Origin of the sequence: Nocardioides panacisoli, from assembly GCF_039537325.1 — a bacterium.
GTDB lineage: Bacteria > Actinomycetota > Actinomycetes > Propionibacteriales > Nocardioidaceae > Nocardioides > Nocardioides panacisoli.
Genome location: NZ_BAABAH010000022.1, coordinates 1 through 13,809, shown reverse-complemented (window position 1 = coordinate 13,809; position 13,809 = coordinate 1). Strand labels below are relative to the sequence as shown.

At 71.5% G+C, this 13,809-nt stretch carries 16 protein-coding genes; 6 read left to right on the top strand and 10 right to left on the bottom strand.

Annotated features, from left to right (window positions below; translation table 11 throughout):
• Nucleotides 1-176: 176 nt before the first annotated feature.
• Nucleotides 177-890, top strand: coding sequence for a CPBP family intramembrane glutamic endopeptidase (locus ABD709_RS20500; protein WP_344778923.1), 714 nt, complete (start codon nucleotides 177-179; stop codon nucleotides 888-890).
• Between the two features lie 38 nt (nucleotides 891-928).
• On the opposite strand, the gene ABD709_RS20495 is transcribed toward ABD709_RS20500, so the two are convergent.
• The 4 genes from ABD709_RS20495 to ABD709_RS20480 all read right to left on the bottom strand — a co-directional run bounded on the left by ABD709_RS20495 (nucleotide 929) and on the right by ABD709_RS20480 (nucleotide 3,208).
• Nucleotides 929-1,282 carry an HIT family protein gene (locus ABD709_RS20495; protein ID WP_344778922.1) on the bottom strand — a complete coding sequence of 118 codons (354 nt, stop codon included), beginning with the start codon at nucleotides 1,280-1,282 and terminating at the stop codon, nucleotides 929-931.
• A gap of 66 nt (nucleotides 1,283-1,348) precedes the next feature.
• A complete protein-coding gene (locus ABD709_RS20490; protein WP_344778921.1) occupies nucleotides 1,349-1,912 on the bottom strand; it encodes a TetR/AcrR family transcriptional regulator in 564 nt (187 codons plus the stop codon).
• Nucleotides 1,909-2,343, bottom strand: coding sequence for an SRPBCC family protein (locus tag ABD709_RS20485; protein WP_344778920.1), 435 nt, complete (start codon nucleotides 2,341-2,343; stop codon nucleotides 1,909-1,911). The genes ABD709_RS20490 and ABD709_RS20485 overlap by 4 nt, the downstream gene beginning before the upstream one ends.
• 28 nt (nucleotides 2,344-2,371) lie before the next feature.
• Complete coding sequence (locus ABD709_RS20480) at nucleotides 2,372-3,208, bottom strand: class I SAM-dependent methyltransferase (RefSeq protein ID WP_344778919.1); 837 nt, start codon at nucleotides 3,206-3,208, stop codon at nucleotides 2,372-2,374.
• An 83-nt stretch (nucleotides 3,209-3,291) separates the two neighbouring features.
• On the opposite strand from ABD709_RS20480, the gene ABD709_RS20475 reads away from it, so the two are divergent.
• Together ABD709_RS20475 and ABD709_RS20470 are read left to right on the top strand one after the other, a co-directional pair.
• The gene (locus tag ABD709_RS20475; RefSeq protein ID WP_344778918.1) at nucleotides 3,292-4,602 is read left to right on the top strand and encodes an HNH endonuclease; all 1,311 of its coding nucleotides are present in this window, start codon (nucleotides 3,292-3,294) and stop codon (nucleotides 4,600-4,602) included.
• Nucleotides 4,603-4,611: 9 nt separating this feature from the next.
• The gene (locus tag ABD709_RS20470; RefSeq protein WP_344778917.1) at nucleotides 4,612-7,821 is read left to right on the top strand and encodes an error-prone DNA polymerase; all 3,210 of its coding nucleotides are present in this window, start codon (nucleotides 4,612-4,614) and stop codon (nucleotides 7,819-7,821) included.
• Here the strand turns inward: ABD709_RS20470 and ABD709_RS20465 are convergent.
• Both ABD709_RS20465 and ABD709_RS20460 read right to left on the bottom strand, forming a co-directional pair.
• Nucleotides 7,784-8,716, bottom strand: coding sequence for a catalase family peroxidase (locus tag ABD709_RS20465; protein ID WP_344778916.1), 933 nt, complete (start codon nucleotides 8,714-8,716; stop codon nucleotides 7,784-7,786). The two genes, ABD709_RS20470 and ABD709_RS20465, sit on opposite strands and share 38 nt — an antisense overlap.
• Before the next feature lie 28 nt (nucleotides 8,717-8,744).
• The gene (locus tag ABD709_RS20460) at nucleotides 8,745-10,082 is read right to left on the bottom strand and encodes an FAD-dependent oxidoreductase (protein ID WP_344778915.1); all 1,338 of its coding nucleotides are present in this window, start codon (nucleotides 10,080-10,082) and stop codon (nucleotides 8,745-8,747) included.
• Between the two features lie 88 nt (nucleotides 10,083-10,170).
• Here ABD709_RS20460 and ABD709_RS20455 point away from each other — a divergent pair, with 88 nt between their 5' ends.
• Nucleotides 10,171-11,103, top strand: a complete 933-nt coding sequence (locus tag ABD709_RS20455; RefSeq protein WP_344778914.1) for a LysR family transcriptional regulator — start codon at nucleotides 10,171-10,173, stop codon at nucleotides 11,101-11,103.
• 30 nt (nucleotides 11,104-11,133) lie between these two features.
• Here ABD709_RS20455 and ABD709_RS20450 read toward each other — a convergent pair whose 3' ends face one another.
• Nucleotides 11,134-11,631 carry a hypothetical protein gene (locus ABD709_RS20450; RefSeq protein WP_344778913.1) on the bottom strand — a complete coding sequence of 166 codons (498 nt, stop codon included), beginning with the start codon at nucleotides 11,629-11,631 and terminating at the stop codon, nucleotides 11,134-11,136.
• 5 nt (nucleotides 11,632-11,636) lie between these two features.
• On the opposite strand from ABD709_RS20450, the gene ABD709_RS20445 reads away from it, so the two are divergent.
• Together ABD709_RS20445 and ABD709_RS20440 are read left to right on the top strand one after the other, a co-directional pair.
• On the top strand, nucleotides 11,637-11,846 hold the full coding sequence (locus ABD709_RS20445; protein ID WP_344778912.1) for a hypothetical protein: 210 nt from the start codon (nucleotides 11,637-11,639) through the stop codon (nucleotides 11,844-11,846).
• Nucleotides 11,843-12,019: a hypothetical protein gene (locus ABD709_RS20440; protein WP_344778911.1), complete on the top strand. Its 177-nt coding sequence runs from the start codon at nucleotides 11,843-11,845 to the stop codon at nucleotides 12,017-12,019. The genes ABD709_RS20445 and ABD709_RS20440 overlap by 4 nt, the downstream gene beginning before the upstream one ends.
• A 7-nt stretch (nucleotides 12,020-12,026) precedes the next feature.
• Here ABD709_RS20440 and ABD709_RS20435 read toward each other — a convergent pair whose 3' ends face one another.
• From ABD709_RS20435 to ABD709_RS20425, 3 genes are read right to left on the bottom strand one after another with little or no spacing between them, the layout of a single operon-like run.
• Entirely contained in the window at nucleotides 12,027-12,617 is a 591-nt protein-coding gene (locus tag ABD709_RS20435; RefSeq protein WP_344778910.1) for a hypothetical protein, read from the bottom strand.
• 56 nt (nucleotides 12,618-12,673) lie between these two features.
• On the bottom strand, nucleotides 12,674-13,126 hold the full coding sequence (locus tag ABD709_RS20430; RefSeq protein WP_344778909.1) for a DUF5994 family protein: 453 nt from the start codon (nucleotides 13,124-13,126) through the stop codon (nucleotides 12,674-12,676).
• Complete coding sequence (locus tag ABD709_RS20425; protein WP_344778908.1) at nucleotides 13,123-13,545, bottom strand: DUF5994 family protein; 423 nt, start codon at nucleotides 13,543-13,545, stop codon at nucleotides 13,123-13,125. The genes ABD709_RS20430 and ABD709_RS20425 overlap by 4 nt, the downstream gene beginning before the upstream one ends.
• Nucleotides 13,546-13,809: the final 264 nt, after the last annotated feature.

Sequence of the window (13,809 nt, the reverse complement as noted above, 5' to 3'; positions counted from 1 at the left end):
GTGCTTCGCGAATGTGACACGGCTCGGCAGATCGGAGCATCGAGTCGCTGCGACCCGGCATCCGGACATTCTGTGCCAGGACGAACGGCCACGGGGGCCGGGACTTCTCGGCCTGTCGCAGGCACCGGCAGCGCAAGACGGTGGGTGAGGAACCGCGACGGGACGGAGGCGGTGAGATGAGGGCGACGATCTCCGTGATCCGCACGTCCACGCTCCGCCGCGAGGACGGCAGGGACGGGGCGACGACCTCCGGATGGCGGGTCGTGGCCGCGTTCGAGGTCGCACTGGCAGTTGCTGCCGTCGCCGTGGACTGGATGATCCCTGCGGTCGTCCTGACCCTCGTGGCGGGTGTGTCGCTGGCTGTCAGGCGCCGGGATCCGGGCACACTCGGGTTCCGCCGACCCGACTCGTGGCCCCGGCTCGCGCGGCAGATGGCGGTCTTCGCCCTCGCGTGGACGCTGTTCGACGTCGCGTTGCTGATCCCGGTGACCAACCACCTCAGTGGGCGCACGCAGGACATCAGCGGCTTCGCCGACCTTCAGGGCAACGTCGCCATGCTCGGGATCTACCTTGCCGCCGCGTGGCTGCTCGCCGCCTTCTGCGAGGAGGCGGCCTTCCGGGGCTACCTGTTGACCCGGCTCACCGAGGTGCTCGGTCGCGGCCGCGCAGGCAGGCTGGCGGCCGTCACAGCGTCGTCGGCGTTGTTCGGGCTCCTGCACACCGAGCAGGGTGTGGTGGGTGTCGTCGTCGCGGGGTGTGCCGGGCTGGTGTTCACCTTGCTCCGCTACCGGTTCGGGACGCTGTGGGCTCCCGTCCTCGCGCACGGGTTCGACGACACGATCGGGTTCTTGTGGTTCTTCCTCTTCGGGCCGTTCTACGGACTCTGGTAGCTGCGAGCCGGACGCGCCCGACCCACGGGAGCGTGCCTTCAGCGGAGCGGGTCCCCACTGCTGACGTGGATGTGGAGGTGCTTGGAGTCCTGGTAGCGCCCGAGGTTCGTGAGCACCGCGGCGGCGCCGTGCTCGGCCTCGACCGCGCCGGCCACCCGCTGCACGACGGACAACAACTCGCGGGCCAGGCCCTCGTCGGCGCCCTCGGTGTCGGTCAGCGACGGCACGTGCCGCTTCGGCACCACGACGATGTGGACCGGCCAGAACGGACGGGTGTGGTGGTAGGCCACGACGCCCTCGCTGTCGTGGACGACGTCGAGATCGCGCAGGTTCGGCAGAGCGACGTCGCAGTAGAAGTCGTCACCGTCGTAGGGGTCCGTCGTCAGGGGCACGGGCACATCCTTAGCAGGTCGAGGTCGATCGCCCGCTCGGACCGGTCCACGGGCGACGGTGAGCACTCAGGCGTTCTCGGCCGACAGGAGCAGCAACCGGGTGAGCAGCTCCGCCGAGCGCGCCACCTGCTCACGGTCCCCGGTGACGAGGAGGTCGAGGAGCAGTCCACGGGCAGCTCCGAGAGCGAGCCGGGCGTGCGGCTCGACCTGGTCCTCGCGGATGCCGATCGCCCGGCAGAGGTCGGCCAGCGGAGGCAGCCACGCGGCGATCAGCTCCGCGCGCAGGGAGGCGGCGTGCTCGCGACCCTGCGCCGCGTGGGCGGCGAGCTCGAAGAACAACGGGCCGTAGCGCAAGGTCGCCTCGACCGTCTGCTCCCAGTACTGCGCGGCTGCCGCCGACGGCGAGAGGCCGGCGTCGTAGGTCTGTTGCATCAGTGCCCGTTGGCGGGCCTCGACCTCGCGGGTGACCTCGGCGAGCAGGCCCTCGCGCGAGCCGAAGTGGTAGATCAGCATCCGGTGGCTGGTCCCGAGTGCCTCTGCCAGTGCGCGGAGGCTGGTGTCGCCGATGCCGTGCTGGCCGAAGTGGTCGATGACCCCGTCGAGCAGCCGTGCGCGTGGGCCGGGGGTCACGCGGTGGGTGCGCCGGTGACCCGCGCGTCGAGGCTGGTGGCCTCGGTCTCGATGTAGCGCTGGGTCAGTCCACCCCAGAACAGGGCGGCGAGCGCCCCCATCGGCCCGGTCTGCTCGATGCCGAGCGTGACGGCGGCGCCCGTGGCGGTGGGCTCGACGCGGTGGCTGCCGATGGTGGCCACGCCGGGGCCCTTCGCCACCCAGGTGAACGATCGGCCGGCGACCAGCTCGGTGACCTCCCACACGGCCGGTCGCAGCCGCGGCTGCCGGATGCGGGCCCGGGATCCGAGGCGGAGCGGGCCGTCGTCGAGACGCTCGACGCTGCTGACGGTCGGCGTCCACGCCGGCCACCTGGCCACGTCGAAGAGGGCGTCCCAGACGAGCTCCGCCGGCGCGTCGATGTGCCGGGTGGTGGTGAATGTACGCTTCATGTACCGAATGGTACATCACGGTGAGGGCTCAGCCGGGTGATCGGAAGGGTCGCGAGCATGCGTACATGACCGTCCGGATGCGTCGCTCGGCGAGGTTGGCCACCTGATTGGCTGCCATCTGGCCGAACGCGTCGCCGAGGAAGGCCGCGAAGGTGACGGGCGGTGGTCCTTCGCGTTGGATCCGGTCGCGCATCTGTCGGAACCAGGTGAGGCCTTCCTCTGACGAGTCGACCTCGGAGAGGACCTCGAAACCTGCCGTCCGGAGCAGCTCGCGCATCTCTTCCGGGGTGGCGAGAAAGCTGGTCGAGGGGTCGTCGGCCCAGGGCACCGGATAGCGGACGTCGCCACCTTCGCCCTGTACGACGTCGTAGGCGACGAACCTGCCGCCGGGTCGTAGCACTCGGAAGGCTTCCGCGTAGAGCGCGTGCTTGTCGGAGATGTTCATCGCCACGTGCACGGTCAACGCAGCGTCCACCGCCCCGTCAGGGAGACCGGTGGCAGTTGCGTCCCCCACCACGAACCGGGTGCGGTCGGACAGGCCCGTCCACCTCGAGAGTGCCGTCGCCACCTCGCAGAATTCTGGGGTGAGGTCGACGCCGGTGACCGTGCATCCGGTCAGCTCGGCGAGCGTGCGTGCGGGGCCACCCAGTCCGCTGCCCAGGTCGAGCACGTGGGTGTCTGCAGTCAGGCCTAGTGCCTCGATGATCTCCAGAGATGCCGCCCGGCCACGGATGTGGAACTCGTCGATCGGAGCAAGGTCGGCCGGTCGCAGACGTGCACGGTCCAGGCCCGCCGCGTCGAGGGCCGAACCGATGGCCGCCACGAGGTTCCCGGGGCCGCTGTAGAACTTCGACACCTGGTCCACTTCGTCATCGTCGCACCCGGTGGCAGCCGAGATCTTCCTCGACCGGTTCTTGTGCTTCGAACATGTGTTCGATAGACTGAGGCATGGCTTCCGGGACCGCTCTCTCAGCGCAGCAGGTCGCTGATCTGCGAGGTGCGCTGCGGGCCGGTGGGCTGCCGGAGGATCCCGGGGAGCTGATCGCGCTCGTCGGTGAGCTGGAGACCTTGAAGTCGGCCGTGTGCGCGGTCCAGGCCAGGGCGAGCGTCGTCCATGACGCTGTGCGGCGTCGGGTCGAGGCGGGGCAGGGGGTGCCGGCTCGTCGGCGGGGCAGGGGGGTGGCGGCCGAGATCGCGCTGGCCCGCAAGGAGTCGCCGCACCGGGGTCAGGTGCTGTTGGGGTTCGCGAAGCTCGCCTGTGCCGAGATGCCGCACACGATGGCCCGGCTCGAGGACGGCACGCTCAACGAGTGGCGGGCGATGCTGCTGGTGCGCGAGACCGCGTGCCTGGGGGCTGAGCAGCGGGCGTTCGCCGATGAGGAGCTGTGCGCGGACCCCCAGGCACTGGAGGGTGTGGGCACCCGTCGGCTGCTGGCGAAGGCGAGGAAGCTGGCCTACGAGCTGGACCCGAAGGCCGTGGTCGACCGGGCGAGCAACGCGGCCAAGGACCGCAACGTCACCTTGCGTCCGGCGCCGGACACGATGACCTACCTGACCGCGCTGCTTCCCGTCGCCCAGGGCGTCGCCCTGCGCGCGGCGCTGCAGCAGGCTGCCGGCGCACTGATCGCTGCTGGTGACCCGCGGACCCGGGGTCAGCTGATGGCCGACCTGCTGGTCGCCCGGGGCACCGGCGTGGCGATGAGCACCGACGGGCAGCCGCCGGCGGTGCCGGTCGCGATCAACCTGATCATGTCCGAGACCACCTTGTTCGGCGGCCACGCCGCGGCGCTGGTCGAGGAGGAGGTCGTGCCCGCCGAGGTCGCCCGGCTCCTCGCCGCGCACGCGCTGAGCGAGGACCTCCACACCTGGATCCGCCAGCTGTACGCCGACCGCCGGGGCCGCCTGGTCGCGATGAGCAGCAAGCAGCGGGCCTTCCCCCAGCCTCTCGCGCAGCTGCTACGGATCCGCGACCAGGGCATCTGCCGCACCCCCTACTGCGGCGCCCCGATCAGACACGCAGACCACGTGGACCCCGTCGAGGACGGGGGCCGGACCAGCGCCGCCAACGGCCAGGGCCTGTGCGAGGCGTGCAACCACGCCAAGCAGGCACCCCGGTGGCGACAACAGGTCACCGATGACGGGATCGAGACGATCACCCCGACCGGACACCGCTACCTCAGCCACGCACCACCACCGGTCGGCTGGCGAGAGCCCTACTACGTCCTGGTCGCCCCCGGGCGCTACCAGCTCGTCGCCTGAGGCAGCTCGATGGGCTGGACGAACCCGCCGGTCCCGTGGCGGGAGATCGAGCGCCGGCTGTCCGGCCGAGCGCCCGGCGCTGAGGACGCGCCGGTCTCCCGTCGCAAGGGACCACGACACGACCTCGAGCCGATCGAGCGGCCCGCGGGCAGCACGCCGTACGCCGAGCTGCACTGCCACAGCCACTTCAGCTTCCTGGACGGCGCGAGCTCACCAGCTGACCTGGTCAAGGAGGCGACCCGGCTCGGTCTGACCGCGCTGGCCCTCACCGACCACGACGGCTTCGCCGGGGCGCCGCTGCTCGCGGAGTTCGCCAAGGAGTACCGGCTCCCGACCGTCTACGGCGCCGAGCTCTCCCTCGGGCTGAGCAGGCCGCAGAACGGGGTACCCGACCCGGAGGGGAGCCACTTGCTGGTGCTGGCCAGGGGAGTGGAGGGCTACTACAAGCTGTCCGGCGCGATCACCGAGGCCGGCCTCGACCCGCGAGCCGAGAAGGGCGCGCCCCGGCACGACCTCGACAGCCTCACCGACATGGCCGGCGGCGACTGGGTGGTCCTGACCGGCTGCCGGAAGGGCCGGACCACGCCCGAGGCGATCGCGGACCTCGTCGACCGGTTCGGCCACGACAACGTCGTCGTGGAGCTCAACCGGCACGGCTCACCCGGCGACGACGAGGCCAACCAGGCGCTCTACGACCTCGCCCGGGACCGCGGGCTCCGGGTGATCGCGACCGGCAACGTGCACCACGCGACGCCCGACCAGCGCCGGCTCGCACAGGCGATGGCGGCCATCCGGGCCCGCCGGAGCGTCGGCGAGCTCGACGGCTGGCTGGACCTGTCGGGCTCCCGTCACCTGCGCAGCGGCGCGGAGATGGAGCGGATCTTCGCGCGCTACCCCGGCGTCGTCGCCGCGACCGTCCCGCTGGCCGAGGAGCTCGCGTTCGACCTCCGCAAGGCCAGCCCGAGGCTCCCCAAGCAGGGCATCCCCGAGGGCCACGACGCCAGCAGCTGGCTGCGGGTGCTGACCGAGAAGGGCTTCGCGGAGAGGTACGCCGGCACGCCGCACGAGCGCGAGGCGCGTGATCGCGTCGAGGCCGAGCTCGAGGTCATCTGCCGCAAGGACTTCGCGGGCTACTTCGTGATCGTCCACGACATCGTGAAGTTCGCCCGCGACAGCGACATCCTGTGCCAGGGCAGGGGATCAGCGGCGAGCTCGGCTGTCTGCTTCGCGCTCGGGATCACCGCGATCGACTCGGTCTACTACCAGCTGCCGTTCGAGCGGTTCATCTCCGAGCACCGTGAGGAGGAGCCGGACATCGACGTCGACTTCGACTCCGACCGGCGCGAGGAGGTCATCCAGTGGGTCTACGAGACCTACGGACGCCACAACGCGGCCCAGGTCTGCAACATCGTCAGCTACCGGCCGCGGATGGCGATCCGGGACGCGGCGAAGGCGCTCGGCTACTCGACCGGCCAGCAGGACGCGTGGAGCAAGTCGATCGACGCGTGGGGGAGGGACGTCCCCGAGGACGCCGGCATCCCGCCGCAGGTCGCCTCGCTCGCCGAGGAGCTCATGTCCGCTCCGCGCCACCTCGGCATCCACTCGGGCGGAATGGTCCTCACCGAGCGGCCGATCGGCGAGGTCTGCCCCATCGAGCGCGCCCGGATGCCGGGCCGCACCGTCCTGCAGTGGGACAAGGACGGCTGCGAGACGATGGGACTGGTGAAGTTCGACCTGCTCGGGCTCGGGATGCTCGGCGCGCTCGACCACTCGATGAAGCTGGTCGCCCGGCACCAGGGCAAGCGCTGGACCCTCGAGACGATCCCCAAGGAGGACCCCGAGGTCTACGACATGCTCTGCAAGGCGGACTCGATCGGCGTCTTCCAGGTGGAGTCGCGTGCGCAGATCGGCACCCTGCCGCGCCTGAAGCCCCGCTGCTTCTACGACCTCGCGATCGAGATCGCGCTGATCCGGCCCGGTCCGATCCAGGGCGGCGCCGTCCATCCCTACATCCGCCGCGCGACGGGTCGGGACCCGGTCACCTTCGACCACCCGTCGCTCGAGCCGGTCCTGGGCCGGACGCTCGGCGTACCCCTCTTCCAGGAGCAGCTGATGGCGATGGCCGTCACCCTCGGCGACTGCACGCGGGACGACGCCGACCTGCTGCGGCGGGCGATGGGCTCCAAGCGCGGGGTCGAGCGGATCGAGAAGATCAAGGAGAAGCTCTACGCCGGCATGGCTCGCAAGGGCATCACCGGCGACCACGCCGACTCGATCTACGTGAAGATCCTGTCCTTCGCCAACTTCGGCTTCGCCGAGTCCCACGCGCTCAGCTTCGCGCTGCTCGTCTATGCCTCGTCGTGGTTCAAGCTGCGCTACCCGGCTGCGTTCCTCGCGGGGCTGCTGCGCAACCAGCCGATGGGCTTCTACTCGCCGCAGTCCCTCGTCGCCGATGCGCGGCGGCACGGCGTGGTGGTCAGCCGGCCCGACATCAACGCGTCCGGCGCCCAAGCCGATCTCGAGGACGGTGGCCTGTCCGTCCGGCTCGGCCTGGACTCGGTCAAGGGGATCGGGCTCGACCTCGCGCGACGGATCGAGGCCGGCCAGCCGTACGCCGACATCCGCGACTTGTCCCGCCGCGCCGGGCTGAGCACCACCCAGCTCGAGTCGCTGGCGACCGCCGGCGCGTTCGACTGCTTCGGGCTCGACCGGCGCCAGGCGATCTGGATGTCGGGGTTCGCGGAGAGCGAGGACCAGCTCGAGGGAAGCACGGCGACCCCGCCACCTCCCACCCTCCCCGGCATGGACGAGCTCGAGATCGCGCACGCCGATCTGTGGGCGACCCGGATCACGACCGACAAGCACCCCGTCGAGCACTGGCGGGCCAAGCTGCGCGCGGCCGGCATCCGGCGGATCAGCGACCTTGCGCGGGTCGAGCACGGCCGTCGCGTGCTGGTGGCCGGCCTGGTGACCCATCGTCAGCGTCCGGGGACGGCGCTGGGGATCACCTTCCTCAACCTCGAGGACGAGACCGGCATGTTGAACGTCATCTGCTCCCAGGGCGTCATGAAGGCCCACCGGCAGGCCGCGCGCAACAAGGTCGCCGTGGTGATCCGCGGCAAGGTCGAGCGCCAGGACGGCGTGATGAACCTCGTCGCCGACAAGGTCGAGGCGCTGGAGTTCAGTCTTCCTGGGACGTCGTCTCGCGACTTCCGCTGATCCGCCGGTCCACCGACACTGAGTAGGCATCCGGCCGGAACCGGAGGATGGGGTCGTCGGACAGCCCGATCCCGTCCACGATCCGGGTCGGGTCGAAGACGACGACCTGCCCCGTCGCCTCCGGGTCCTCGACCGGTGCGGTGACGGTCAGGGTGCCGGCGTCGAGGACCTCGGTGGACCGCCACACCGACATCGGGTCGTGCGGGTCGTCGCCCGCGTCCGCGACCTGCACCTCGAGCCGGAACCGCACCGGACCGGCAGCCAGGCGCGCGACGATCTCGTCCCGGAGCCGGTCGGGCCCCTCGAACCGCTCGGGAGGCCCGTGCTCCGGAGTGGCGAGCGGCCGGAACGTGTAGCGCACCCAGCTCTCGGTCCCGTCGGGCGCCGTCCACCGGTAGGCGTGGATCGGGTAGTAGTCCACCTCGGCGTAGGACCTGGGCGCGACGACCGCCTTCGCGCGCGCGTTCGCCACGAGCGGGCCGAGCGCGTCCCGGTGCCGAGCGAGGAAGACCGGCAGCCGCCACGGCCATCGGGTCGCCTCGACGAGCTCGACGAAGGCCTCCGGGGTGCGCACCGGGAACCGTGGCGCGGTCTGACCGAGCAGGTCGGTCCTGGTGCCGTCGGGGAGCTGGAACGAGACCGCCAGGCCGCGCACGTCCGTCGCGCCGTCCGCGTTCCCGGGGTTGCCTCCGCCGTTGGACCACCGCACGAGCACCGTGACCGGTGTCCCCTGCAGGTGCTGGGCGCGGCACCGCGAGGCCATGTCAGGACTGGCGACGAAGCTGCCCTCGTAGAAGGCGCCCTTGGCGTGGAGCGTCCGCCGGCCGGGGTGCCGGCCGAAGGCACGCTGGATCCGTTCGACGGCGTCAGCAGGCGTCACGGGGTTGCTGCTCACCCTCGGACGGTACCGCCCCCGGGCGGGATCAGCGCGAGACCTGCAGCATCTCCGCACGCGTCGCGAGCTTCACCCGGGTCCGGCCGGCGGCCTCGCCGAGCGCGATCTCGTGGCCGTCGATCCGCTCCCAGCCGTCGTGGCGCACGGCCTCGACGCCGCGCTCGGCGAGGTAGGCGTCCACCGCCGCCGGCTCGCGGTGGGGCGCGGCGGGCTCGGTGTCCGCGAGCAGGTGGCGGACGGTCTCGGCGGCGTCGGACTTGGTGTGCCCGATCAGGCCGACGGGTCCGCGCTTGATCCAGCCGGTGACGTAGAGCCCCGCGACCGGCTCGCCGGCGAGGTCGAGGACCCGGCCGCCGTCGTTGGGGACGACCGCTGCCCGCTCGTCGAACGGCAGGTCCACCAGCGGCGTGCTCCGGTAGCCCACGGCCCGGTAGACCGCTCCGACCTCCCAGTCGGTGAGCTCGCCCGTTCCCGTCACGGTTCCGTCCGCGTTCGGCGAGTGCGTCCGCTCGGTGCGCAGCGCGGTCACGCGGCCGTCCGTGCCGAGCACCTCGACCGGCGCCTCGCAGAAGTGCAGGTGGATCCGGTGCGGCTTGCCCTCGGGCTCGCGGCCGACCCAGTTGGCGAGGGTGTCGAGCACCATCTTCTGCGCCTTGTGCTGCTGCACGTGCGCCATCCCGTGCTCGTCGACGTCGAAGCCCTCGGGGTGCACGACCACCTCGACGTTGGGGGAGTGGTTGAGCTCCCGCAGCTCCAGCGGCGAGAACTTCGCGTACGCCGGTCCGCGCCGTGCGAACACGTGGACGTCCGTGACCTGCTTGGCGACCAGGCCGCGGTGCACGTGGTCCGGGATGTCGGTGGTCAGCATCTCCGCGCCGGTCTTGGCCAGCACCCGGGCGACGTCGAGGGCTACGTTGCCGACGCCGATGACGGCGACGTGCCGGGCGTCCAGCGACCATTCCTGCGGGTCGTCCGGGTGGGCGTCGTACCACGACACGAAGTCGGCGGCGCCGTGGGTGAGCTCCTCGCCCGGGATGCCGAGCTCGCGGTCGGCCTTCGCGCCGGTGGCCACGACCACGGCGTCGTAGAACTCGCGGAGGTCCTCCAGCTTCACGTCGACGCCGAGCTCGACGTTGCCGAGCAGTCGCACCTCCGGCCGGGCGAGCACCCGGTGCAGCGCCTTGACGATCTCCTTGATCCGGGGGTGGTCGGGCGCGACGCCGTACCGCACCAGCCCGAAGGGCACCGGGAGGCGCTCGAGGATGTCCACGGACACGTCGACGTCGGACTTCGCGAGCTGGTCGGCGGCGTAGATGCCGGCCGGACCGGCTCCGATGATCGCGACACGAAGGGCAGGAGTGCTCATGCCTCGAGGGTCCCGGTCGGGGGCGGTCCCGGACCACGAGGTTGTGGTTGGGTGGTCACAACGTTGGGTTGTGACAGAATGCCGCATTGTGCTGGGACCCCACGTGCCGGACCTCCGGGCGCTCGAGCTGCTCGCGGTCGTCGCGCGCACCGGGAGCCTCGGGGTCGCCGCGGCCGAGCTCGGCATCAGCCAGCAGGCCGCCTCCTCGCGGGTCCGCACGATGGAGGCCCTGGTCGGCTCGCCGCTGCTGGTGCGGAACCGGCGCGGCTCGGAGGTCACCCAGACCGGGGAGCTGCTCGTGCAATGGGCCGCGCCGGTGCTCGAGGCGGCGGAGCAGCTCGCGGCCGGTATCTCGGCGCTGCGTGCGGACCGCCGCGCGCACCTCGGGGTCGCGGCCAGCCTCACCATCGCCGAGCACCTGCTACCGGGCTGGCTGGTCGCCGTACGCGCGGAGCAGGCCCGGATCGGGCGACCGCCGACGGACGTCACGATGACTGCCACGAACAGCGAGCGGGTGGTCGAGCTGGTGAGCGCGGGCGCCGCCGACCTCGGCTTCGTCGAGGGACCGGACGCGCCCGAGCACCTCGGCCACCGGCTGGTGGGGACCGACGAGCTCGTCGTGGTCGTCGGGCGTGACCACCCGTGGGCCGCCCGGCCCCGTCGGCGGGTGACGGCGGCGACCCTGGCGGCGACGCCGTTGGTCGTCCGCGAGGAGGGGTCCGGGACCCGGCTGGTCCTCGAACGGGCGCTCGTCGGGTTGCCCCGAACGCCGCCGGCGCTCGAGCTCTCGAGCACCGCGGCCGTCCGCGCCGCGGTCGCGGCCGGAGCCGGTCCCGCGGCGCTGGGCCGGCACGCCGTACGGGACGACCTCGCGACCGGGCGACTGGTGGCGATCACGGTGAGCGGGCTGGACCTGACCCGACGGCTGCACGCGGTCTGGCTGGGCGGGTCGCACCCGCCGGAGGGACCGGCGCGCGACCTCGTGGCCTGGGCGGCGCAGCACGGCCCGCGGACCCGCTGACGTCAGCCGGTGACCGGCGGGACGCTGCCGTCACAGGTCGGAGTTGTACTCGTCCCCGCTGACCAGCCAGGTCCCGTCGACCTTGGTCAACTGGTACTTCGTGGTGATGTTGATCAGCTTCGACCCCACCTCGACGGTGGCGGTGTCGCCGGTGATCTCCAGGTTCGTGTAGAGGATGTCGTCCGCCGTGAACTGTGGCTGGACGAAGGTGTCCTCGAGCTCCTGGCACGCCTTCTTCGCGTTGGCGTCGCCGAAGAGCGAGCGCTGGATCAGGTAGTCGTCGGTCGCGAGGTCGCACCGTGGCGCCAGCAGGAAGTCGGTCAGCGTCTGCTCGATGGCCGTCTCGTCGTCCGCCGGTGCGGCGGGGCTCGTCGACTCCGACGGCTCGGTCGCGTCGGTGGACGTGCTCGTTGCCGCCGACGACGTCGTCGGGCTCGAGGAGTCGTCGGCGCCGTTGTCGTCGGAGCCGCCGCAGGCAGCCAGCAGGAAGGGGGCCACGGCGGCCGCGAGCACGAGTCGGAAGCGCATGGAGCATGGATACCGCGGATGCGGACGTCGTACTCGTCATCGGGCCCGAATTCGTCCCCGCGGAGGAAGCCGCGGCCGAGTACACCTGCGTCGAACCTCGCTACAACGAGGGCGCCGAGGTGTTCTCGATCCCGACCGGCGACGAGGACTTCGCCGCCACCGGCATGCGATCAAGGACGTCGGCGCGCGTGCGCACGCTGCGGGCCTGGCGGTGATCTTCGACCTGGACTGGTCGGCCGCCGGGAAAGCGGTGGCCTCCGGCAGTGGCCGCTCCCGGACCGGCAGTACTCGCTGCTCCTACAACCTGCTCCCGGCCTACCCGGGAGCGCCGCGATACGGCCAGGGTCAGGCGGTCTACGACCACTTCACCCAGGTCGGCCCCGGCTGAGGCCGATTCAGGCCGTGTCGAACCAGGGGCGGTGCAGGTCGTAGAACCGCGCGTCCTTCATCGCGTACGCCATCGCCTCCTGCACGTCCGCGGGCGGCTCCATCTGCTCGCCGGACCGTGCGGCCTCCTCGGTCGTGAACGCCACCGTCTCGGTGAACGTGCCGTCCGCCTCGATCGCGAGCGTCCCCCCGAGGATCTCGGGGCGCATCTCGTGGAGCGCGTCGGTGTCCGCGAACATCGCCTTCAGCCGGGAGGGGTCGTCGACCCGGCCGCGGATGACCTGGACGAAGCCGGCGTCGTCCGAGCCACCGCCGAGGAGCAGGGTGACGTCCTCGCAGTCGTGGAACTCCAGCGGGCCCTCGAAGCACCCGGCGAGCCGTGCCGCCCACGCGCCCTGCTCGGGGCGCTCGGAGTTGGCCATCGCGGCGTCCCGCGACTCGAAGCGCACGACCCCGATGAACTGGTCGTCGTCGGTGAAGCCATAGGTGCCGCCGAGCCACCCTACGGCGCCTGCGGACAGGTCGCGGCGCCACTCCTCGAGCGTCGCGTGCAGGTCGTCCGGGCGCCTGCACGTGCCTTGAATGATCTGGATGAACATGATTCGGAACGTACGCCGACCCGCTGGCCGCAGCCATAGCGAATGCTGACCAGGCGCTAGCGGCCGCCCTCGGAGGTCCAGAGGTCGGCCCGGTCGACCGTGGGCTCGTTGTGCACGACCTCGAGCAGCTGACCCGCGGTGTGCCGGTTTCCCGCGGTCGACGAGGCCAACAGGGCCTCCTCGCCCTGGGACGCGTCGAAGCTGGGCGGAACGACCAGCAGGCAGTAGACGACCCGGTCGGCGGTCGTGACGTAGAGGAGGTGGGTGTCGTCGCGCGGGAACTTCCCGACCTTCACGTACCCGTTGCCGCGCTCGACCGCCACCCTGCGAGGTGCGTCGTCCCAGTCCGGCGGCGAGTACACCGCACGCACGACGCGGCCCAGGTCGCTGGGGAAGTGGTCGACCAGCTGGGCGAACTCGGTGGCGAAGTCCCGGCTGTGCGGCCACCAACCGCCGTCGATCCGGTCCCGGCCCGGGTGGCCGCCCATGCGCAGCCTGAGCGTGCTCATCGGAGCGCTCCTGCGGCGTCTGGCGCGGCGGCTTCAGCCGGCGGCGCACCGCGGAAGGTGCTGACGAAGTCGACGCGGCGCCAGGTGGAGTCCGCGTCGCTGGCCCGGGCGAGCAGCTCCTCCGCCACGTCTGCCGGGGTGTCGGTGGGTATCTGCAGCAGTCGGCAGCTCGAGCGGTCGCTGAGACTCAGGATCAGGGTGCGGGTCCGGTAGCGGGGCGGCACGCGGGACTCGCTCTGGTCCCAGTCATCGCTGATGTAGGCGTAGCGGAGGATCGACGGCAGGTTCGCCGGCCACTGCTCGACGAGATCCAGCACCTCCCGCGCGACGCCGGAGCCCGAGGGCCACCAGCCTCCGCCATAGGGTCGGCGCGTCAGATCGCGCTGAAGTCGGAGGGCGGGCGACGAGACGGTGGCCATGACGGCCTCTCCTGGTCGCCGATTGACCGCAGGACCTGAGGTCCCGCTGGAGGCGACACCTTCGAACCTAGCATCGACCTGGGCGCGGAGAGCGTCCAGTCGCGGCCGGTTCGACGCGCGAATCGGTCGGGCTGACAGTGTGCTGGTTCAGGACATCTGCAAGGCATGTCTCACGACATCTGCAAGACGGGCCCGTGATGCTCACCCGTGTCGAGAGCGCGGCTGGTCATCACAGCCATCACCACCCAAGGCCTCACCCAGGCG

Bases quoted from the DNA above. Each gene is read 5' to 3' on its own strand.
- ABD709_RS20430 (WP_344778909.1), bottom strand. From the start codon at position 13,126: ATGAGCACGCTCAGGCTGCGCATGGGCGGCCACCCGGGCCGGGACCGG.
- ABD709_RS20485 (WP_344778920.1), bottom strand. From the start codon at position 2,343: ATGAAGCGTACATTCACCACCACCCGGCACATCGACGCGCCGGCGGAG.
- ABD709_RS20445 (WP_344778912.1), top strand. From the start codon at position 11,637: ATGGATACCGCGGATGCGGACGTCGTACTCGTCATCGGGCCCGAATTC.
- ABD709_RS20435 (WP_344778910.1), bottom strand. From the start codon at position 12,617: ATGTTCATCCAGATCATTCAAGGCACGTGCAGGCGCCCGGACGACCTG.
- ABD709_RS20460 (WP_344778915.1), bottom strand. From the start codon at position 10,082: ATGAGCACTCCTGCCCTTCGTGTCGCGATCATCGGAGCCGGTCCGGCC.
- ABD709_RS20425 (WP_344778908.1), bottom strand. From the start codon at position 13,545: ATGGCCACCGTCTCGTCGCCCGCCCTCCGACTTCAGCGCGATCTGACG.
- ABD709_RS20450 (WP_344778913.1), bottom strand. From the start codon at position 11,631: ATGCGCTTCCGACTCGTGCTCGCGGCCGCCGTGGCCCCCTTCCTGCTG.
- ABD709_RS20500 (WP_344778923.1), top strand. From the start codon at position 177: ATGAGGGCGACGATCTCCGTGATCCGCACGTCCACGCTCCGCCGCGAG.
- ABD709_RS20470 (WP_344778917.1), top strand. From the start codon at position 4,612: ATGGGCTGGACGAACCCGCCGGTCCCGTGGCGGGAGATCGAGCGCCGG.
- ABD709_RS20475 (WP_344778918.1), top strand. From the start codon at position 3,292: ATGGCTTCCGGGACCGCTCTCTCAGCGCAGCAGGTCGCTGATCTGCGA.